Annotated in this window: 11 protein-coding genes and 1 tRNA gene; 4 read left to right on the top strand and 8 right to left on the bottom strand. The window is 43.2% G+C overall.

Translation table 11 applies throughout. The features are described 5' to 3' along the window. Positions 1–16 precede the first annotated feature (16 nt). Positions 17–391 carry a hypothetical protein gene (locus ACA086_RS01970; protein ID WP_371001641.1) on the top strand — a complete coding sequence of 125 codons (375 nt, stop codon included), beginning with the start codon at positions 17–19 and terminating at the stop codon, positions 389–391. Between the two features lie 49 nt (positions 392–440). Here the strand turns inward: ACA086_RS01970 and ACA086_RS01975 are convergent, their stop codons facing one another. The 3 genes from ACA086_RS01975 to rpiB are packed head-to-tail and all read right to left on the bottom strand — an operon-like array spanning position 441 to position 2,272. After that, the gene (locus tag ACA086_RS01975) at positions 441–881 is read right to left on the bottom strand and encodes a GNAT family N-acetyltransferase (RefSeq protein WP_371001642.1); all 441 of its coding nucleotides are present in this window, start codon (positions 879–881) and stop codon (positions 441–443) included. A gap of 8 nt (positions 882–889) precedes the next feature. Further along, complete coding sequence (locus ACA086_RS01980; RefSeq protein WP_371001644.1) at positions 890–1,801, bottom strand: cation diffusion facilitator family transporter; 912 nt, start codon at positions 1,799–1,801, stop codon at positions 890–892. 39 nt (positions 1,802–1,840) lie between these two features. Continuing rightward, the gene (rpiB, locus tag ACA086_RS01985; protein ID WP_369747924.1) at positions 1,841–2,272 is read right to left on the bottom strand and encodes a ribose 5-phosphate isomerase B; all 432 of its coding nucleotides are present in this window, start codon (positions 2,270–2,272) and stop codon (positions 1,841–1,843) included. Positions 2,273–2,877: 605 nt separating this feature from the next. Here rpiB and rnr point away from each other — a divergent pair. Genes rnr through ACA086_RS02000 form a run of 3 tightly spaced genes read left to right on the top strand, consistent with a single transcriptional unit; the run spans position 2,878 to position 6,480 of the window. After that, positions 2,878–5,061: a ribonuclease R gene (rnr, locus tag ACA086_RS01990; protein WP_371001646.1), complete on the top strand. Its 2,184-nt coding sequence runs from the start codon at positions 2,878–2,880 to the stop codon at positions 5,059–5,061. A gap of 53 nt (positions 5,062–5,114) precedes the next feature. Further along, positions 5,115–5,792, top strand: coding sequence for a head GIN domain-containing protein (locus ACA086_RS01995; protein WP_371001648.1), 678 nt, complete (start codon positions 5,115–5,117; stop codon positions 5,790–5,792). Between the two features lie 10 nt (positions 5,793–5,802). Then, a complete protein-coding gene (locus ACA086_RS02000) occupies positions 5,803–6,480 on the top strand; it encodes a LysE family translocator (protein ID WP_371001649.1) in 678 nt (225 codons plus the stop codon). A gap of 31 nt (positions 6,481–6,511) precedes the next feature. On the opposite strand, the gene ACA086_RS02005 is transcribed toward ACA086_RS02000, so the two are convergent. The 5 genes from ACA086_RS02005 to ACA086_RS02025 all read right to left on the bottom strand — a co-directional run bounded on the left by ACA086_RS02005 (position 6,512) and on the right by ACA086_RS02025 (position 23,655). After that, a tRNA-Cys gene (locus ACA086_RS02005) sits at positions 6,512–6,582 on the bottom strand. Between the two features lie 227 nt (positions 6,583–6,809). Next, on the bottom strand, positions 6,810–7,166 hold the full coding sequence (gene folB / locus ACA086_RS02010; protein ID WP_371001650.1) for a dihydroneopterin aldolase: 357 nt from the start codon (positions 7,164–7,166) through the stop codon (positions 6,810–6,812). A 43-nt stretch (positions 7,167–7,209) separates the two neighbouring features. Beyond that, positions 7,210–8,154 (bottom strand): type IX secretion system membrane protein PorP/SprF, encoded by a 945-nt coding sequence (locus ACA086_RS02015; RefSeq protein WP_371001652.1) that lies wholly within the window; start codon positions 8,152–8,154, stop codon positions 7,210–7,212. 21 nt (positions 8,155–8,175) lie between these two features. Next, entirely contained in the window at positions 8,176–21,585 is a 13,410-nt protein-coding gene (locus ACA086_RS02020) for a T9SS type B sorting domain-containing protein (RefSeq protein WP_371001653.1), read from the bottom strand. Further along, a complete protein-coding gene (locus tag ACA086_RS02025; protein ID WP_371001654.1) occupies positions 21,586–23,655 on the bottom strand; it encodes a PorP/SprF family type IX secretion system membrane protein in 2,070 nt (689 codons plus the stop codon). Positions 23,656–23,660 lie beyond the last annotated feature (5 nt).

The following is a 23,660-nucleotide window of genomic DNA, read 5'->3' on the forward strand; positions in this document are numbered from 1 at the left end:
TTGTATCTTGAACCCTATGGTAAAAGCAGACAAAAAAGAGCACACAGAGTTTATTGAGAAATCCGTTCATCACCTTGAGGCCCGGGGTTTTGACAAGATCAGGGTTGATCTCGACGGGTACGACAAACCCAAATCCTTTTTGAGAAAAAAGAACGGAACGACTGTTACTCCGGATATTGTGGCCAACAAAGACGGAAAAAGATATTTTTTTGAGATCAGCTTAAAAACAGATGAGCCTCAGTTGTTAAAAACAAAATGGGTCTTCCTCGATGCGCTCAGCCGGATGAAGTCTGATGCCTTCAGGATCATTACTACAAAAGGGCATTATAAATTCACAGACAACCTGTTGGAGGATATCAACCTGACCAACAAGACTCCGATCAAAATCTAGGGGTAATTAATTAATTTGAATTTATTTGGAATCAAGGCTATGGAGAAATCTATGGCCTGATCATTTTTATGTGTGGAATGTCGTCTTCGAGATACTCCTCCCCTTTGGTTTTAAATCCTAGTTCTTTGTAAAAATTTTTCAGGTAAAGCTGGGCTGAAAGCACTATGGGCTGTTTAGGCCACTTGGTCTCAATGAATTCAACAGACGCTTGCATTATTTTTTTTCCATAGCCCAAACTTCTTGATGCTTTAGATACAGCCACCCGACCTATGCTGGGGTCTTTAAAATAATCTCCCGCCTCAAATACCCGGGTATAAGCGCATATACCTGCCTTGTTAAACCCCAGTACATGATATGCCTTTTCATCCAGGTTGTCAATATCCAGGTAAGGACAATTTTGTTCTACTATAAAGACTTCGTTTCTCAGTTGCAAAATGCGATACAATTCCGCTTTACTCAGATCTTTGTAGGACTTGATTTTAATTTCCATAGGTTGTTTTAATCCTGTACTATGACCTCATTTGAATGACATTTTCCAAATTCGGGCTGAATACTAAGATGGGTAATACCAAAGTCGTGATAGACTTTCTCTTCTATCCCTTTCAAAATATCATCGAAGGCATTCAAGTTAATATTTTCGTAAAAATCTATATGTGCCTCAAGGTGAATTTCCCTTTCGTTTAATTGCCAGATGTGCACATGATGTACATTTTTAATCGCAGGGTGATCCCCAACGATTTTGACGATCTCATCCACTTTAATCTGGTCTGGGGTAAAAAGCATGAGTACTTTCGAAGAAGACTTCAGCAGGTCGTATCCCATATAGATCAAATAGAGACCAATGAGGATAGTCAGTAAAGGATCAACCCAGTACAGTTGATAGAAGTACATCAGCAGACCACCAATTAGGACGGCTACGGAAGCCATCATGTCTGTAAGCAGGTGCAGATATGCAGATTTCATATTCATGTTCTGGCCTGCATCTTTTTTAAGAAGTAGTACGCTGAATCCATTTACAAGAATCCCCAGGGCGGAAAGCCATATAACCAGGGCCGGGGCAATAGGCTCGGGTTGCAGAAACCGCTCAACGGCTTCTTTGATTAGGACGACAGCAATAACGATGAGGGTTGCAGAATTTACGAAAGCGGCCATAATCTCAGCCCTTTTATAGCCGAAAGTCTTTGTGGTAGAAGCTTGTTTGCTGGTAAATCGATTGGCTAAATAACTGATGATAAGTGAAAGTACGTCGCTGAAGTTATGAAGGGCATCCGAGAGAAGTGCTAAACTACCTGAAATAATCCCTCCTATAACTTGTGCCAGGGTAATAACAATATTCAGGAGAATGGAGATCAGTAGTTTCTTACCGCTCAGCTTTTGGTGGTGATGGTGATGGTGATGTGAGTGCGCCATTCAAAATATTAAAATGTGGCTGCTTACTGATAGTTCCTGTTAGGAACAGGCCATTTTCTCAATTCTTCTTTCGTGTCGTCCTCCGTCAAAAGGCGTGTTTAAAAAGATCTGTACCATCTCAAGGGCCTGGTGAAGGGAAATAAACCTGGCTGGTAAACTCAGGATATTTGCATCGTTATGGGCTCTGGCCAGTTCAGTGATCTCTTTATTCCAGCAAAGGGCAGCTCTGATTTTTTGATGTTTATTGGCTGTCATAGATGCGCCGTTTCCACTTCCGCAAATGATTATTCCAATTTCAGCATTTCCTTCTTCTACGTCCTTTGCGACCGGATGTACAAAGTCGGGATAATCCACACTATCCGAACTATCAGTACCGTGGTTTATAACTTCAATATTAAGGGATTTAAGCAAGCCGACTACCGCTAGTTTATATTCAGTTCCGGCGTGGTCATTTCCAATGGCTATTTTCATGTGTTTAGAGATAAATTCTATACTAAGGTACAAATCCTGCTACTTAAAACATCTGATTAAACTTGTTAACAATGTTAAATTAATGTTTTGTTTAATCCTTTGATTTACAACCTTTTTTTGTTTCTTAATAATGTTGATAGCTCAACAATAAGATTTTGTTTTTTCTTCCTGGTATTTAATACAAATTTTGCAGTTAGACATATTCTCAAATTTCCAAAATAATATCCTTAAAAGTTAATAGGGTCTTATACACTTAAAAGAAGGTGAAGTTAACACTCAGAAGGAGATAAACTTATAAACTTATTATTGTTGATTCAGTTTATCAACATCTTTTCATAAGTGTCCTAATCAACTTATTTATAGTGTAATCAACACTTGAAAACTTAGTTGTAAAGTAAAGAAGTTGTTCATTACAAATAATAGAACACTTTTTTATCCCCAGAGTTAACAGCCTATCATCATACCCATTTTTTTAAATTATTTAAATCAAAAAAGTAAATATGTATCTATATATGTTAACAAATAGGTAAAGAGTTGGGATCAATCGATCTGAATAAGCAGTCAGTGGATTATAATTCGTAATTTTGCGCCCAAATTATTATTGAATGACGAAGAAGAAAAAAAGGGCTAATCAACATAGAAAGAACGAGATAACAAGAGGGATATTTGAAGTCCTGGAAAAAGAGCCTAACAAAAGTTTTAATTACAAGCAGATTGCATCAAAATTAGAAATAAACGATACTGAAGGAAGAAATATACTGATTAAGAGGTTAGGTCAGCTTAAAGCAAAAGAGAGAATCAGGGAATTTGAAAAAGGTAAGTACAAATCCCTGGAAAATAAAGTACTTCACGAAGGTAAGATTGAAGTAACAGCAAGAGGGAATGCCTATGTGATAGTGGATGGCCTGGATGATGATATATTTATCTCCTACAATAAAATTAACCGGGCATTTGATGGGGACATTGTAGAAGTGCTGGTAAAGCCAAAACGAAAATCCAATAAACTGGAAGGGGAAGTTGTTAATATCCTGAAAAGGAAAAAGAACAATTTCGTAGGAATATTCGATTTACATAAATCATTTGCATTTGTCCGTCCTACGGATCATAAGATGTACACAGACATTTTTGTTCCGATCAACCAAGTGGGGAAGGCGAAGGATGGAGAAAAGGTGATTGTAGAGGTTCTTTCATGGGAAGAAGATGCAGAGTCACCAACAGGGAAAGTAGTTGAAGTTTTAGGTCTTCCCGGACTACACAATACAGAGATACATGCCATCCTTGCCGAATACGGCCTTCCTTATCATTTTCCAAAGGAGGTAGATCACTACGCCAACAAGCTGGATACAGCAATTAAAGAAGAAGAGGTTTCTAAAAGAAGGGATATGAGGGATGTTCTCACCTTTACGATCGATCCCAGGGATGCAAAGGATTTTGATGATGCCTTGTCTTTCCAGAAACTTCCCAACGGAAACTATGAAGTAGGCATTCATATTGCGGATGTTTCTTATTATGTCACTCCTGATAGTATATTGGATGAAGAAGCTTACGAAAGGGCAACTTCGGTATATCTGGTAGATAGGGTGGTCCCAATGTTACCTGAAATCCTGTCTAACAACGCCTGTTCATTGCGGCCTAAGGAAGATAAATATACTTTTTCGGCAATTTTTGAGATTGATAACCAGGCCCAGGTAAAAAGTGAATGGTTTGGGAGAACTGCAATTCATTCCGATGAACGCTTTGCCTATGAAGAGGCACAGTATATAATTGAAAACAAAAGTCGGGATATCAGTGAAGAAATTTCCATAAGAGGAAAGGCTTATTCAGTATCGGAGGAGATCAAAGAGGCGGTATTAACATTGAATTCGTTGGCCGAAATCATGCGTGAAAGACGAATGAATGCTGGGGCTATTTCATTTGATAAACTGGAAGTTAAGTTTAACCTCAATGAAGAAAATGAACCTCTAAGTGTTTATTTTAAAGAGGCAAAAGCGGCTAATAAACTCATTGAGGAATTTATGCTGCTGGCTAATAGAAAAGTAGCGGCGTTTATCGGAAAGCAAAAGCCTAAGAAAACTTTTGTCTACCGGGTACATGATGAGCCCAACGAAGACAAATTAATGGCTTTAAATGGCATCATTTCTAAATTTGGACACAAGCTTAACTTCAACAACAAAAAGAGCGTCAGTGCTTCTTTAAATAAGCTTCTTGAGGATGTAAAAGGACAGAAGGAACAGAACCTTGTCGACACCCTGGCTATTAGAAGTATGAGCAAAGCGATATACACTACGGACAATATTGGTCATTACGGCCTTGCCTTTGATTACTACAGTCATTTTACCTCTCCAATCCGTCGATATCCCGATGTAATGGTACATCGACTATTGCAACACTATCTTGAGGGGGGAAAGTCGGTAAATGCAGAATCTGTTGAGGAGAAGTGTAAACACTCTTCAGACATGGAATATCTGGCATCCAGTGCCGAGAGGGATTCTATTAAGTACATGCAGATCAAATTTATGCAGGACCATAAAGACCAGGAGTTTGTAGGTGTTATCTCCGGGGTTACTGAATGGGGAATTTACGTCGAGATTATCGAGAATAAATGTGAAGGCATGGTCAGGATCCGGGATATAAAAGACGATTATTATACCTTTGATGAAAAGCAATACGCCTTAGTAGGAGAACGAAGAAAAAAGGTTTATCAGTTAGGCGATGAAGTCCGCGTTATGGTCAAGGATACAGATCTTGTAAAAAGACACCTCGATTTTACTCTTCTCGGAAAAGCTTAGCAAGTTTTCAAATATTTATCCGTTCTTTATAGGACATCCTAAGAGAATAGCAGATGAAAAAGTTGATTTTACTACTTTTTATATGCCAGGTTTACCACCTGCAGGCGCAGGAAGGGAAGGTGACACAGAATCTGGATGCATTTTCAGAAGTAAAGGTCTACGATGGTCTTTCTGTAAATTTAATCCGCTCTGATAAAAACCTGGCTGTGATCACGGGGGCAAATACTTCCAAAGTGGCTTTCGTAAATTCAGGAGGAGTGCTGAAGGTTCGAATGGAGATCGTTAAGCTCTTCAGTGGTTATAGGACATTCATTGACCTCTATTATACTGATGATCTGATGGTTATAGATGTAAATGAAGATGCAAGAATTACAACAAAGGAAACCATCACCCAGAATGTACTGGAACTCAAAGCTCAGGAAGGCGGAGAGATCAACGCTCAGGCCGAGGTTGAACAATTGCTTATAAAAGCGGTAACCGGAGGAGTGATCAATACGGTTGGGAATTCAGACAACCAGGATGTTCAAATCAATACAGGGGGCGTTTATAAAGGCAAAGACTTTAAAACTAAGTTTACCACAGTTAATGTAAATGCAGGTTCATCAGCTGAAATACACGCCACGTCTTATGTAAAAGTAAGTGTGAAGGCAGGCGGAACCGTCTATGTTTATGGAGATCCTGATAAGATGGAGGAAAAGACAGTTTTTGGAGGCAAAATAGAACGAATGTAATTCTGTAGCAATGGTCGAAGACATTCAGGCAGCGATACCACTCGGATTTTTCCTGAGTTTTATGATCGGGCCGGTGTTCTTTGTTCTTCTGGAAACCAGTGCCACCAAGGGCTTCAGGGCCGGTCTGGTCTTTGATTCCGGAGTCATAATAGCCGACATCCTCTTCCTGATAATCGCCTACTTCAGCAGCTTTCAACTCCTGGAAAATTTAAGCAACCAACCCGGATTGTATGTTTTTGGGGGAGTAATCCTTCTGATCTACGCTATTACCATTCTCTTTAACAAGGCTCCTGCACAGGACAAAACCGATGTACACACAAGCAAAACGGGTTACCTGGGGCTATTTATAAAAGGCTTTTTACTCAATTTTATTAATATAGGGGTACTTGTATTCTGGCTTGGGGTGATCATTATAGTAGGTCCCAGCCTTGACAATGACCCGAATAGGATAATGGTGTTTTTTTCCACTATGCTCATCGCCTATCTTATTACCGACATCTTTAAGATCCTCCTAGCGAAACAACTAAAACGCAAATTGACACCAAAGAGAATACGCCTTGTAAAAAAAGGCCTCGGTGTTATTTTAGCTATCTGTGGAGTTGTGCTAATCATAAAGGGATTCCTTCCCAAAGACAAGTTCAATATAGAAAAAGGCATAGAATTGATAAAAGAGGCGGAAGGCCAATAAAAAACCCCGCTCTGTTGAACGGGGTTTTTTGAGGCATCGAGCGGATTCGAACCGCTGTACAAGCTTTTGCAGAGCTGTGCCTAGCCACTCGGCCACGATGCCTTTGCAAAGCAGCAAATTTACAAAAATTAGATGGAAACATCACGCATATTGCACTGCCTTAATTTAGTGCGCTCCTTAAATAATGCGTAAAATGAAGAGGCATCGGGTGGACTCGAACCACCATAAAAGCTGATGCGCAGTTCCGCCTATCCAATTCGACCACAATACCATTGTCTACCTGCATCGATAAGGATTAAGACCCGGATAACATTAAATTCACCTTCAGCTTATCGAGAAAATGGATAGCTTATCGAGACAGAAGCCACATCACCTCCTATGGGCGGATTGATCTTAGCCACCTTCACCTTTCCACTCTCAACAACGGGGATTTCCTTCAGGATTCTATCCGCTATTCGCTTAGCCACATGTTCGAGGAGTTTAGAAGGAATTTTCATTTCCTCTTTTGCGATATGATGAATAGTTACGTAGTCGGCAGTGTCAACCAAGGTGTCAGATTTTGCGGCTTTCTCCAGAGAGGCCTTTACCTTGATGTCGACCCTGTAATCAGATCCAATGCGGGTTTCTTCGGGCAAACATCCGTGATAGGCGTATAGTCTGATGTTGTTTAGGCTAACTGTATCCAAAGCATCTGATTCTCGGGCAAAGGTAACCCAAAAACACTTTATTCTAGTAGGTACAGCGACAATTACTAAGCCCCTGGAACAGGTCTACCCCCAAAGTAACCACATGGGTTCCTGTACTGAATCCCAGGATTTCATTCAGAATAATCTGGTAGGAATATCCAAAGTAGAAATTACTCTTTTTTAGGCCCATAATCGGAGCGATGTAGAGTGGATTACCGATCTGATCATTTAAGAACCTGTAGGTAACACCGGCGTAGTAGTAATCTTCAAAATCATACCAGCGAAACTTCACATTCAGGTCGGTTACAGAACGCCCATCACTTTCAAACCATTGAAAAAAGACAGAGGGCTCTATTTCCAATCTGCTGTTTTTGTTTTTTGTATACCGATATCCGCTGTATATGTAGTAGTTACGAAGGCGGTTGGGTTCAAAAACAGGATTAAAGTTCGAAAGATCTTTATCTAATAGATTCGAGGCGTTAAGACTAAAATAGAACTTGTCTTTCCTGTACAGCACCCCAACATCAAAATTGTGATTGGTAGTTGCCCTGTCGTCAGTAACACTAGGGTCGGGACTATCAAAATTTTCTATGTCAATCCTGAATTGATTGAAGTTATAGGAAATCCCGAAAGATACAAACTCATCATCATAACGGTCGAGGGTCAAATGGTGGGCAAAAGACAATCTGGCCCCCCGTTGTTTGGTCTCTCCGTTACTATCGTTGTATAGCAGCATACCGAGACCCGACTTGTTCCCGATTCTTGCGTCGGCTGCCAGGGATTGGGTATCAGGAGCGTCTTCGATCCCCACCCATTGAGTAAGTCCATTGATTCGAATCTTGATGTGATCCCCGATTCCTGCGTATGTGGGAGACATCACAAAAGGGTTATCTGCCAGATACTGAGACAGCTGTGGCAGGGTAAGCTCCTGTCCCCTTGCGAACATTACGCTCAACATTATTATTCCTAAAACGATCGACTTACGCATATTTGCTTCGGTTAAATTCTCCTATCTGTAGAGCGTAAAATGTCCCACAAATTCTCTGTCATCTCTTTCACCGTTGAGTTTTACAACGTACCAGTAATCTCCAGTAGGCAGTTCTGATCCTTTGTACATTCCATCCCATCCGGTATGGTCTATCGCCATGACAGTGATCTCCCTACCATAACGGTCAAATATTTTGATTAGTATCTCTGGGAAGCCTTCCATATTTCGGGGCAACCACAGATCGTTCATTCCGTCCCCGTCCGGGGTAAAGAAGTTGGGGATCTCAATGTCAATAAATTCCATAAAAATCTGGGCCTCCATCTCACATCCCAGACTGTCAACTACCCGCACGGTATGCGTTGCAGTTTCAGTGATGTAGTAAGTATTGTCCTCACCGTTATCCTCATCGTTAAAATAGAAGGTATACGGTGGCGATCCGCCAGCTGCAATGGCAGTGATCTCATTGATATTGTTCTGCTCCAGCACCAGGGTCAGAGGCTCGAAGCTATCGATCTCAAAATCAAGCGTCAGAACACAACCATTGGCGTGTGAAATCGCAATATAATGCGATCCAGGAGGAATATTTGTAAAGTCGGGATTCAACTGCATATCCGAAGGATCGGTAGAATCAAGGGCATACATGATGGAACCTAGCACAGATGGATCATCCATGGTAATATTGATATAGTTGTCCGGAATATTTCCCGTACACTCGTATACTGGTTCAACCGTACCATTCAGGTTTACTCCCGGCTCTATTTCGACAATTACGTTGGTTTCACAATCCTGAGCATCTCTGATGAATACAACATACGTACCGGCCGCCAGGTCTGAGTAAAAGAACTGGTCTTGTACAAAGGCCGAATCCACGGTGGTATTCAATGCAGTGCGGTAAGGCGCGGTACCTCCCGACACATTAACGGTTATAGTACCATCCTCACTTCCGGCACAGATCTCAGGCTGAGCGGTAGCTGTTGCAGCAACCGGCGCAGGCTCCGTGATCGTAAACTGGAATGGGATAAAACATCCATTCACATCCTGTGCGATTACGTCGTAAACACCAGGAGCAAGTCGATCAAAATAATTGACCGTATCAAACTGGTTCAGGTTAGGAGAAATGGCATACAGGATATTCCCGGTACCACCCGAAACCTCAACAGTGATCGTTCCATCGGCCTCACCTGCACAGGTGACGTTTGTAAATTCCTGGCGATCTATCTGTAATGGAAGAGGATCGGTAATAAGAATTTCATTAGTTACCTCTACACAATCTCCACTGGTTACTCTGATGTAATAACTGCCGGCATTGAGACCACTAAAGGTATCGCTGGCCTGAGGCCCTGCGAGTAATACCGACAAGGCTGCATCCGAATACAATTCATACTGGTAGTTTCCAAGTCCGCCCGTAGCATCTGCGATAATAGTTGCAGTAGCTTCCCCGGTACAGTTAATCATAGCCGCGCTGAGGTCGAGGTTGATCATAAGCGGCGGCACAGCATCAATGCTAACCTGGTTACTGATATTCGCCTCACAACCGAAAGAATCCCTTACATAGTACTGATATACACCAGCTCCAACGGAGAAGGTATGTGTATTTCCGCCAGACATAGGCGAGAAGACAACATTGTCAGTACTGTATTGATAAGGTCCTGTTCCTCCGGTAGCAGAAAGGGTGATCTGAGCATTGTTGGTACAAGTCAACATAGAAGCCTCAATAAGACTGCTTTCCACATCAGAAGGTTCGCTAATGGTTACCTGGACGGTTTCCACATCGCAATTCCACCCGTCTGATACGGTTATGCTGTATATCCCGGCACCCAGGTTGTCGAACACAGGACTGGTCTGTCCCCCGCTGGTGAAATCAATTACCGTTCCGGTAGGATCGTAATAGTTCAATTGATATTGATATACGCCCTGGCCACCAACAACGTTGATAGCTGTTACGGTAGCATTAGTGTCTCCATAACACACAAGAGTGGTTGGAGTAGCAGTAATATCAGATGTAATTGGAGCAGGCTGAGTAAGGGTTATAGTATCACTGAGTACACAACCTCCGGCATCCGTAATATCAACTGTAAAGTTTCCTGCTGAAAGTCCGGCAAATGAATGACTGTTCACTCCATTTACAGTATATACCTGAGCAGTAGTCGTATTTGTCATTACGATGTCATAAGGAGGATATCCTCCCGATGGATCAACAAGTATCTCACCCTGATCATTTGTACAGGTTACGTTAGCCACTTCGCTAATGGCCGCAGTAAGCGCTGAGCTCGGCGAAACAATGGTGATAATATTCGAATCCTCTGTACAAAGCGGCAGAGCAGTTTCCGTGATCCTGACAAAGTAATTTCCAGCAGGTAAGCCATTGATAGTTGCCGGGTTGGTAGCCGTATCTCCGGCACCACTAATTCCGGTAGAAACACCGGCGCTGGTGAATATTTCATAATTATATGTGCCGGCATATCCGGAAATATTGATCTCGAGTGCTCCATTTGAGTCACCGTAGCATACTACTGGTGTTGTGGCAGTAGCCGTCACATCGATCAGGTCATAAGGCAACACTTCGTAAGGGGCAGTATCAAAATAACAACCAGTGGCATCATCCGTGATACGGAAAACATACGTGCCGACAGCAGTAAGGTCATACTCGGCTGTTACATTTGTTGGAGTAGCAGTCTGGACTGCATCCGGATTCCCTACGGGAAGAGCAACAATGGTATATGTATTAGCAGGATTACTGTCATCACTGATTGTAATGAGCACTTGTTCAGGATTAGCACATGAAATGGCCGTAACCTGACTTACAGTAGCCGTAAATACATTCAGCGGATCGATGGTAACCATATCCGTGGCCATACAACCGTTGTCGTCTCTCACAGTTACAGTGATGTTCTGAACAACACCGGTATCGTTGATGTTGAAGGTGTTACTGCCAAAGAAATTAACACCGTCTATACTGTATGAATACGGAGCCGTACCATCTGTTGCCACTGCAGTGATCACTGCCCGGGCAACGGAATTGTCCGGATTACAGGCAAAGCTGGTAGCAGTAGCAGTTACCGCCAAAGGCAGAGGCTCGTCAATGACTACAGTTTCGGTATGGGTACAATTCCTGTCTGAGGTAACCGTGATGTCATAAGACCCGGCAACAAGACCACTGAATATAGGGCTCGATTGTACTACAGGAGGATTTGTTCCATCATCAAGAGTATAGGTGTAAGGTGGATTGTCATTTGACGGGTCAAGACTTACGGTGATTGATCCATCGCTGCCTCCGTTACAGGAAACATCTTCCTTGCTGTAGGTAAATGTTACAGGCGTAGGAGATTCCAGGGTTATAGTAGCCTGGGCATCACATCCCGATCCTGAAATATCATAAACGATTGCTGTATAGGTATCAGGGGCAAGTCCGGTAAAGGTATTCGACGCCTGTGGCACACCTCCGATGACGCTCACTCCACCTCCGTCAAGAAGGTCATATTCGTAACTACCGGATCCACCACCTGCTGTGATAAGGATTTCCCCATCGTTAAGAGCACAGGAAGGCTGTACAACTACATCCGGAGTAAGGCTTAATGGAGGTAAAATAGTAATCGTATCTGTATCTGTACACCCATTTGCATCTCTAACGGTCACGGTATACGTACCAGGAGCAGAAACCGTAATGGTTGTACTCGACTGGAATCCGGCGCCAACACTATATTCAAGTGGAGCCACGCCAGTACCAACAACGGTAAAAGTATATGAATTTCCTGTTGAGGTACACTGGTCTGTGGCATAAGCCGGGGCAGTGACTGTTGGTAGCGGATCTTCATTAACGGTTACCGTAATAAAAGTGCTACATCCGTTAGCATCCTGAACATAGACGTCATAATCTGCCGGATACACAGCAGGAGTAAGTACAGCGCTGGCGCTGACCGCATAGTCTGCCGGGACAGGAATGTTTCCTGTAGGCATAAACGCATAGGTATATCCAGGAGTTCCCCCGGCTCCCTGAACGGTTAGCTGAGCACCTATATTACAATTAGCATTGATGTTAGAAACCACGGAAACAGCAACCGGAGTACTTGGTGAACCGATGGTTACCGTATTAGAAATATCATCACAGAAAGGAGTATCTGTTGCAATCACCTCAACGTAGAGGTTACCCGCAGGCAGTCCTGAAATGGTTCTGGGGTTTACAGAAGTATCCGTTGCTATCACTCCCGTGATTGGCGTAGCCGTGTCATCAAAGATTTGGTAGGTATAATTACCAAGGTAATTATTTACCTGTATAGACAGTTCTCCATCGGTATCCCCGAAACAAGTTACCGGAGTAACCGCCGTAGCTACGGCTTCTATAAGATCGTATGGGGCAATGGTATAAGGAGCGGACGTATAGTAGCATCCTGTTACATTGTCTGTTACTCTGAAAACATAGTCTCCGGGAGCAGTTAGGGTGAAATCAGAGGTATAAATTCCGGCACCCGGGGATTGCGTTAGAACAGTCCCAAGAGGAAGCAGATCAAAATCAAAATCTCCTGATCCACCGGTAACAGTAACCCGTGCTGTTTCGTCATTTGAACATGTAATTGCCGTGATCTGAGAAACAGATACATCGGTAATTGTTGGCATTGGGTTGATAGTGACCAGATCTGTATCTGTACAACCATTATTATCACGGATAGTAACGGTAATATTTTGGACTACTCCCGTATCGTTTACGTTAAATGTATTGCTGCTAAAGAAATTTACCCCATCAATACTGTAGGTATATGGAGCGGTTCCATCTGTACCAACGGCAGTTATGACTGCCTGGGTTACAGAATTACTCGCATCACAGGCAAAATCTGTTGCAGTCGCTGTTACATCAACCGGATTAGGTTCTGTAATCGTAAAGGAAACACGATCGTCACACAATCTGGAAGACCTGGCTAAAATCTGATAATTTCCTGCATCAAGCCCTGTAAATGTTGGAGATGGCTGAGGTCCGTTCAACAGGATAAGACCTGTACCATCGTATAATTCATATTCGTATGGAGGATTATCCATTCCCGGATCGAGTACGGCAGTGACGGTACCATCACTTGCCCCAGTACAACTGATATTTGTCTGGGTAATCGTAAACGAAATAGCAGTAGGGACAGTAAGCTCAATACTTACCGATGAACCACAACCCGCAACGAGGCTATCGTAAACAAACGCCGTATAAACACCCGGAGCCAATCCAGTAAATAACGGCAATGCCTGAGGTCCTCCCTGGCTAACCGCGCCGAGGAAAAGTTCATACGTATACACGCCTGACCCACCGTAAGGTGTCAGTAAAATCTGTCCGTCATTGGTGGCACATGTAGGTTGTACCAGGGCTTCTGCTGTTAGCGCAGAAGGGGCATAGATCACCACATTATCTGAATTACCACAGCTATTAGAGTCCCTTACTTCAAAAGTGTAGTTCCCTGAGGTAAGTCCGGTAAAGTCAACAAAGTCGCCTGCATTGGTCAGGGTAGTCGACTGGTAAGCACCGCCATTGACGCTAATGTTATAAGGTCCTACTCCTGCAACGTCCAGAGTTACACGTACTATAAAGTTACCCTCGTCGGCAGCACATTGATTGAGCACCGAAGCTGAAATAACAGGTTCCGGATCAGAGGCTATAACTACATCCAGTACAGGGGAAATACATCCACTTGCATCCTGGGCGTAAACATCCCAGTCTGTATTTACAGCCGGATCTAATTCTGCATAGTTGCTGGCAGTAAAATCACCAGGGAGAGGTGCTACGCCATCTTCCACAAAGGCATAGGTAAATGCTCCCGTTCCACCACTTGCCAATACAGTTACCTGCGCATCCTCGTTACAATTAGCATTGTTGTTATCAACAAGGTTTAACGAAATAGGGGTTGGCTCCAGAATTCTGAAAGGATAAGTGTTAGAACACTGAGTTCCGCCAACCTCTTCAAAATACAGGATATAATCTCCAGGGACAATGTCGTTAATAGTTACTGACCCTGTGGGGCCACCAGCCGGACCTGTAGCAGTACCGGTATATACTCCGGGACCTGAGGCGGGATTATTGGTCAACGTCTCCAAAACACTGTAATTAATATCGGTTACAGTGGGATCAAATCCTTCGATCTGGAAAGTGATGCTTCCATTGGTATCGCCAAAACACAGTACATCGGTAACCGTGGGCGTCGCTACCACATCAATAGTGGAAAGCGTCGGAATAGTTTCTTCCACGTAGCTCGAACATCCACTAACATTATCTATCGCCTGGAAGATATATGTTTGGCCGGCGTTTAATCCGGTAAAGGTTGCGATCTCTTCAAGTGGACCACCCGGCACCTCTGTAGTTGGGCCTGTAGCCGTTCCATAGATTGTAAAGGTATAATCCCCCGATCCTCCATCAGCAGACAACTCAACCGTTCCTCCTGTAGGACAATCCACAATGACTGTACCTGCATTCAAGGTAAGGAATGGGTTTGCCCTGATCCTTACAGGGTTCTCGTAATACTCACATCCATTGGCATCTATAATCCGGACGTAATAATCACCGAATAAAAGACCGTCAAAAGTGGCTGTTGTAGATGGAGTGTTGACAATAGGATTGGGCCCTGTTGTGACAACAATATTGTTTGAATTATCATAGAGCGTATAAGTAAAATTAGCCACTCCTCCACTGGTAATATTGATGTCAATCCTTCCTGGAATATCACCTCCGGGACCACAGGAAACATCTGTAGGCACGACGTTGGCGTCGAAAAGGACAGGATCGTTAAGGGTTACGCTATCGGTATAAGTACACCCTTTGTCATCCCTGACCGTATAATTGTAAGTTCCTGCTGCCAGACCTGTATAAACGGTCTGAGCTGTAAATGCTGATCCATCAAAACTGATGACATATGGGGCTATTCCAAAGTTTGGATCTACATTGATCTCTGCAATTCCATTTGTATCTCCATTACAGGTGGGATCTGTAGCCGTTGCTGTCGCAACCGGATTTACTGCAGGTGTTACAGTAATCACATTCGATTCTCCAACGCACCCTTCATTATCTGTCACCCTGAATTGATACGTTCCCGCAACAGAAGTTGTGTAAGGAAAGCCACCACCATAAGCTACATAACCAGCTCCGTTGATGTCAATTTCGTAAGAATACGGGCTGTAGCCACCAGAGGTAGTTACATCAATTACTGCATCTGGTGAAACCGAGCAATCGAGATCTTTTGTCAGCGTGGCGTTTGCAGTAAGCTCGGGCTCAATTGTGAGTAGAACATCATCAGTACACCCATTGGAATCCAGAACAGTGAACGTATAGTTCCCCGGGATCAGATCAGCAAATGTATTTGATGTTTGTGTAGGTCCACCGTTGATTCTGTAATAATAAGGAGCAAGGCCTCCGGCAGCCCCAACTACTACTGTTGCAAGGCTGGTAGAGGAATAACACAGATCTGAAGCAGGATCAATGCTTGCGACAGGATTTGCAGGCGTAACGATATCAAAAGTGTCTGTAACCGTACATCCACCGGCATCCGTGACGCTAATGGTATATGTTCCCAATTGGTTAAGTCCGAAGAAAGAATTTCCGGCCTGTGGCCCGAGTACTGTTGTATCGGGTTGTTCGAGTTCATAAGTGTATCCACCCCATCCATCGGTTGCGGTTATAGTAACGTTGGCATCTGTTGTACAGGTAAGAGGAGTAACAACAAAAGTAAAAGCCAAAGGCAGGGCCGGTTCGTTTACAGTAATAGTGTCTGTATCGGTACAGTTGGTGGTTTCGTCAGTGACTATGATTGTATAGTTTCCTGCGGCAAGTCCCGTAAGGTTGATGGTTGCGGCCGACTGCCCGGTTACCGCAGCCCCACCATTAACTGTATAGGAATAAGTAGCGGCAAAGTCGCTTACTGCAAAATCTACAGCTCCATCTGAAGCTCCAACACAAGACACATTGCTTACCAATACGCCAGCTACCTGAACTTTTGGTACAGGGTTGATGGTATAATTCTCGTCGTAAGTACACCCGTAACTATCTGTTACACGGAAAGTATAGGTGTCAGGGGCAAGATTGGTAAACACATTAATATTTCCATTGTTTACTGGGGCTGGCGCGATAATTTCATATGTAATAGCCCCTATTCCTCCCGTTACAGTTAAGGTTACATCTGAAGTTTCTGCCGGACAGTTGGGAGGGGTTGCCGCAAAGGAAATATCGGTAGGTGGATCTAAAGGTGGCACCACTGCACTGGCGGTGACAAAAGTACAGCCGTTACTGTCCATTACGGTAATAGTATACGATCCGTCTGTGAGTCCGGTAAAGGTATCAGAAGCCTGGAATGTTACTCCATTGATGCTGTATGTATAACCGGGAGTTCCTCCTGTAATATTTTGTGCCTGAATACTTGCAGTTTGGAGACAAGTATAGGTTTGGATAACTATTGCATCTGCCGAAATAGGATTCGGAGCCGTAAGGGTAACACTTCCTGTATAGGTACAGGATTTGCTGTCGCGAACGGTATAGGAATAGGTCCCCGCGGCCAGATTGCTGTAGGTGGTCTGATTTGAAAATCCGGCCCCGTCAAAATCTATCTGGTAAGGAGCAGTTCCGAAGTTAGTGTCAATAATTATATTAACCGTACCATCGGCATTGCTGTCACAGCTTGGATCTGTAAAAGTATGCATAGCCACCGGATTGGTGATTGGGTCTACCACAATAGTGGTTTGGGCCGTACAACCTTCGTCGTCGGTAATCAGGAAGGTAAAAGAACCATCTGTTGCTGTTGAATAGGTAAAAGTATTGCCCACAACTGCGTTACTGGCCCCACCATTCACCTGGTATGAAAAAGGAGCATATCCCCCATTGATGGTTATATCAATTACGGCATCCGGAGATACGGTACAATCCAGTTCTTTTGTTAGTATACCGCTAACTGTTAGCTGAGGCTCAATAGTTACCGTATTTGAAGTAGCAGTACACCCAAAGGAGTCGGTTACCACCACGGTATAAGCACCGGGAGTTAAGTTGGCAAAAACATTTGAGCTCTGGTTTGCTCCTCCGTTTAGACTGTAAGAATACGGCGCAATTCCCCCACTTACATTCGCATTAAGGGTTACCCCCGTTGAAGGATCATAACACAGATCTGTATCCGGATCCAGGGTAAGGGTTGGAATACCCGGAGCAGTAATTACAAACGTATCAGTAACGACGCAACCTTCAGAATCGGTTAGTGTAATTGTATAGGTGCCGGTCTGACTTAAGCCTGAGAAGACATTACTACCTTGTGGGCCCACTACTGAATTGTCGGGTTGTTCTAACTCATAAGAATATCCGCCCCATCCGCCGCTTGCGGTGATAGTTGCAGAAGCATCCGAAGAACAGGTAAGAGGCGTTGTTGTAAAGGTAAACGACAGTGCTGTTGCAGGTTCACTTACTGTAATAGTGTCTGTATCTGTACAGTTTGTTGTTTCATCAGTAACAATGATAGTATAATCCCCAGCGGCAAGTCCGCTAAGGCTAACAGTATTAGCCGATTGACCGGTTACTGCTGCACCTCCGTTAATTGTATAAGCATAGGTACCGCCAAAACCACTGACATTATATTCGACTTCTCCATCAGACCCCCCAAAACAAGTAACATTGCTTACTAAGGTTCCGTTAACCTGAATAGGCACAACAGGCGCAATGGTGTAATTTTCTTCATAAAAACAACCATTGGCATCTGTAACCCTAAAAGTATAGGTATCCGGGCTCAGCCCTGTAAACACATTGTTATTCCCATTATTTACAACCACAGGTGCGATCATGTCATAGGTAATTGCCCCTATCCCGCCGGTTACGGAGAGGGTAACATCAGACGTTAAGGCAGGACAGTTTGGAGTTGTCGCCGAAAAGCTGATATCAGTAGGAACATCCAGTGGATTTACCACTACCGGATTCGTAACTAAAAGACATCCATTGGCGTCTCTGACAGTTATTGTATATGTGCCATCTGTTAGGCCGGAGAATGTTTCCGCACCGGCACCTGAGAAGAAATTTACCCCATCTATACTGAATTCATAAGGGGCTGTTCCTCCAGTAGTACCCTGGGCTTCAATGATACCGAACTGAGTACAGCTATAATCCTGAATCAAAACAGCCGTTGAAGTTACACCATTAGTGGGCCCTGAAATGGTATAGTCTTCGAAGAAATCACAGGAGGAACCTCCCTTTCTCTGGTTGAGGCGAACTGTGTAATCACCCTGTGCCAGGCCTGTAAATATTCCTGAAGAATTATTGGCGATTTCAACACCATTCTCATCGAGAAGGTAGAAAGTTAGCTGATATCCATTTGTGTTGGTTAGATTCCAACTAATGGATCCATCCGCGGCGCCAAAACAAGTTTCGTCAATAACTGTAGTAGGATCGTATTCAATAGAAGGCACCAAAACTATGGTGACCGTATTAGAAAAAGCAAAACAATTGTTTCTGTCAACAACAACAAAAGTGTAATCCCCCGGATCTAAAATATCGAAAATCACACTTGTTTGAAACTCTGAGGGCGGTATATCACTGGGGTTTGCGTAAGAAGTAACCGTATTTCCCAGTTCATCAACATAAGTCCAAATGGCATAGGTATGAGGTGTTTGCCCCCCGGTAGAATTCATCTGAATATTTCCTTCCCGACAGCTTATGTGTTGTGATATGGTCGCTGTAAGATCAAGATCTGTAAGATCATTTATAGTAACCTGTTCTGTATAATTACATCCATCATCTGTTGTTACCAATACATCGTATACCCCATCATTTAGGTTGGCAAAGGTGTAATTGTTATCTGCACTTGGTCCAAATGTATCGACGGTGGTTCCTCCCTGGGATATTTCGTAGTAATATTGAGGCTCTACATCCAGGACGGAAATAGAAATTTCACCAAGCCCGGAACAGTCGGTATCCCTGGTAGTGATATCTACCTGGAAATCACGAGTTAATACCCCGATGTTCTCCAATCTGAAAATACATCCGCCCGTAACTCCCTGCTGACGCATTTCTACGGTGTAGGCTCCATTGCTGTTGATTGTAAAGCTGGGGCCGTTATTTGAGCTGTACGGTACCAGGATATTTCCATTGGTAGCGTCTAGTAATTGATATTCGTAATCGACAGGCATATTGGTAACGGTGATGTTACCAGGAGAGGTACAGATAAGGTCCGTAACATTGGCCTGGGGATTAAGAGGATTCTTAAAAATATTAAAGTAGAACCGGGTAAAACAGCCGTTCTGATAGTTGATAATCAAACGATATTCTCCCGCATCAGAGGCGAGGAAGTTATTACCATTCCCCACATTATTCCAGGTACAGCCCGAATTTTTATTAGCGCAATCAGCTCCTGCTGAAGAACAACTGGCTGTATCTAATTGTTCCCATTCAATGCTATCGGCATCAGGGATATTTATCTGGATTAATTCGGTATCATTAAGTCCGCACAAGAAGACTTTAGGCAAAAGTTCTCCGTCATTAGGACAAGTGACTACCTCTCCCTCAACAGTATTGGAAGTGTCATTTATAAGATCTATTATAGGATTGGTCTGGGTAGCCCCAAAATTTTCTACAGTTATAATTTCCTGAAATCCTTTACAGGGATCGGCGACGATCTTGTCAACGATGTACATCCCAATTTCAGTAACTAATTGTGTACTTGGATCATTATCCGGGTCCCCATCGTCAATAATGGTATCACCCGCATCGATCAACCCGTCCATATTTTCATCAATGTACCAGACATAGCTGTCAAAATTGTCTCCTGCATCAAGCAGTACATTATCCCCACAGAGCTGAACAGTTCTGCTGTAATCACAGTTTTCTAGGTCATCGAGAAGGAAGTTGGTTGCCCCGGGGGTAACAAATCCGCAGCTGTCAAAATCAGATACAGAGGGATCATCGGTAATCACGTTATTGTTGATTACCCCCTGGTAGGTTGAATAAGCCTGGTTTGGGATCTGATCAGTACAAGCATCGACAAAATCGAAGCAATTTTCAGCTACCTGTACCCGCATCCTGATCTCCCTTACAGGATCTCCTTCTTCAATGATATTATCCGGAATGTTAAAGGAAATCTCGTGAGCAACAGGGTCGTAAACATAGGTAACCCCGGGAGGTAGAACCAGGTTAGACTCATCGATGGTTACATTAACCGGCAATACATCTCTGAGCACATAATTTGTAGCATCGTCATTCCCTGTATTCTGAAAGGCCAGCACATAATCCAAAAGTTGACCTAAATTTACACCTTGACCGGTTATATCATTACCGGCAATATCCTCTACCGTTTTTTCAACAACGATATTAGGCTCAATAATTTCAATATTGAAGGAGTTGAAGAAAGGATAATACTGATCTCCATTAGAAGTGAACCGAAGGGTTGCTGCGGTTTCAGCATTGGGTATTACTGAATTAAGCGGGTTGTTCAGAGAGAACATATCCGTATCATATCCGAGCGTGTTCACGCTATTTGGAGTACGGTTGTTGGTTATTGCCCCGTTTAGCGTAATGTTACTATTAAAGAAATTATTAGACGGATTAACAGGGTCGCTAATATTTGTAAAAAGTGGATTGCTCGCAGCCCTTATTCTCATTTGATCACCGGTAATTCGGTTGTCTCCCTCTAAAGCTGCTGCACCTATATGGGCATTTACAGGACCCGCAGGAATCGTATTAAAACCGGTGTAATTAATGTCCACGGTAGGATTTGCACTACGTACGCGGGCAAAACCGTCGAAAGTGGTAATTAATTTTCCTGTAAGAGTAGGGTTTTCGTAAACAATAACTAAGGTCCATCCGGCAGCGGCACCACCTCCCGGAGAAAGTGAGCCCACAACAGAACGCACATTGGCCACCGTATAGTCTCCTGAAGGATCTGCAAGTGTAGTTATTAGCCCAGTTACGTCTGCATAACAGGCATAAGGACTATTCTGGGTTACAGAAGGGTCTCCACTGGTGAAACCATCATATAATACCTGATCGGCGGTAATATCCACATAGGCGCCACCAGGCACCATGAGTTTTACCTGATTAAAATCATTCTGACGATTGGTTCCCAGGGCCTGCCCGGCCTGCTCACTGGGATAGGTTGCGGACCAGTATAGTCCTGCGTACCTGATCAGGTTACAATTTGGATTGGGGAAAGCGAAAGTGGCAGAACTCGAGCTAAAAGTAGTGGGATCGCTGTCTACATCAATATACTGTTGATTTAACCAGTCATTGTAGGTAGAAGAGTTGCCAGTTGCGTTATACGGATCTTCGGGTTCTGTACTTCCAGTTCCTCCGTCACGGTTTACAATGTTGTTTGCAATAAATGTCAGGTCACCCTTAATATTATTCTGGTATCGAATAGTAAAAGGGGTAAATTCCTGAGCATAGCCCAAAAATGAAAAAAGGACTAAACAAACAAGCAGTATTTTTCGGGTAAAGTTCGGTCTCATTTAAGCTATTAGATTTGGGGTGACGCGCATAATCCACATCTTGTCATTATAAGCGTCATTGAGTTTTGAGTAGTAGGTTATTAAGGCGTTATTCCAGGAGTTGTGTTTCTTTAAATATACATATCGGTATTTATTCTTAGGATTCACAAAGTAACTGGCACTTAAGCCCCTGGAATTAAGTAATCGTACAAATCTTTTTGCATTGTTCGGATTGGCAAAGACATTGGCAATTATATAGTAATCTGTATTGCCGCCGTACAGTCCGGGATCTTGTTCATCCGGGATATTTGCCGCTACTTTGTCCTGAACAACAACGTTCTTTTGCAGTACATCTGTACCGAATTCAGAAGAGCGTTCTTTGATCTTGTTAGCATTGGCCAGATAGGTATCGTTTCTATATCGGTTTTGCACATTCATCACCCAAAGATCCCCGGCATAGTTGCCTCCGAGCTTTGTATGGTAGGCTTCTTCAGCTTCTTTCCAGCTTTCAAATCGTTGCAGGTAAACATATTTTAGCCCATTGTCAGGATTTTTGATATAGTTGGCCGGAAAGCCTTCCTCGGTCATAGCGTCAACAAATTTGTTGAGGTAATGCTCGTCTTTGTAAACATTGGCAACAACATAATATCCGTCCTGAACTCCTTTGAGATCATGGAACTTTCTGCTCTTAACCCCTGATGTAGTTTGAGTTCTTTTGGGTGTTTCACGCGACTTCTTCACCTGTGCCACCACATCCTGCGTCTGTTGTTTTTCAATAACAGCAGCGGGTTCTTTTTGTTTATACAGATCGGTTTTAAACTCTTTAGGATCCGTTGTTTCCTGAGCCAGGGCAGACTTGTCATTGTTAATAAAGTACATTTCCTCAGCACGTTTTTCCAGATCAGGCCTGTCACCGGCAGTCTCTCTTCGCACCATACGCATAACTCTTTCAAAGCGATCTTCCAGATCTTTCTGTCGATTGCTTTCGATAGAATCCTGTCTGTACATCAATTCTGCGAGGATAGCATCATTTTCTGCCAGACGTCGTTTCAACTCTTCTATTTCTTCGTCTTTATCGGTCAGATTCTCATCAAGTAGATTATTCGGGTCTTCCTCATTCTGAGCGAGAGCCTCTTCTGAATCTTCTAGCATTACCCGGTCCTCGGTAAGGTTAGGTGTAATAGAATAAGCAAAGGAGAGTTCGTGTGTTACCCCAAAATTGTCAAAGTTGTTGGATAGGCCTTTTTCCATTGTATAACCAATAGATAGTCTTTTGTTCAGATTAAATCCAACTCCGGCAGAAGCTCCGTAAAAACTATCATAACCCCCTTGTACCCATCCTAGTTTAGGGAGGTCAAGGATAAGATTTCCCCCAAGGACAAAGTCGTCCTGCCCTACTTTCCTGGCTCTGGCCAGCGGCATGAGTCGGGCATTTTCAAGGATACCTGAAGCATTTTCAAACTGATGGGTATATTGTAAATGGCCCGAAAAAGTCTTGTCTTTAAAGTCGGATACAGACTCTTGTGATTTCAGGTTGTAATCAAAAAGGTTTTCAGCAAACATTCCAATGTCGAATTTGCCGTAGGAAAGGTTGAATCCGGGTTGAAAAGAAAGAAGGGATACGTCCTGGAAACCATTTAACAGAGGATCGTTTTCCACGGGGTTGGCCCGGTTCTCATCAAATCCACTGTTATAATAGGAGACATTGGCACCAAAAGTAAAATTACTTTTATCACTGAGTTTTACGCCATAGGCATAATTGGCGAGTATTCCATAGTTGCTTACTATACCCTCCCTTTGAGTATACAAACTCAGACCTAATCCGGTACGGTCGTTCATCCGCCCACTATAACTCAGAAAATAGGTCTGGTTGTTATCGTCGAAGGTGACCGACTGATTTCTGTGTAAGAGGTTGATGTACGACTTGTTTTCCCTTACCGTGGAAAAGGTTGGATTGATCAGAAACCTGTTGAACTTCAGCAGGTTCTGAGATGGCACATCATACGTAATAAACGGATTTTCATCCTGGGCATTTACACCCAGAAAGGACATTACGCATAATAGCAGTAAGAGGGAAATTTTTGGTTTCATTGGTT

This window comes from Muriicola sp. E247 (assembly GCF_041358175.1).
Lineage (GTDB): Bacteria > Bacteroidota > Bacteroidia > Flavobacteriales > Flavobacteriaceae > Muriicola.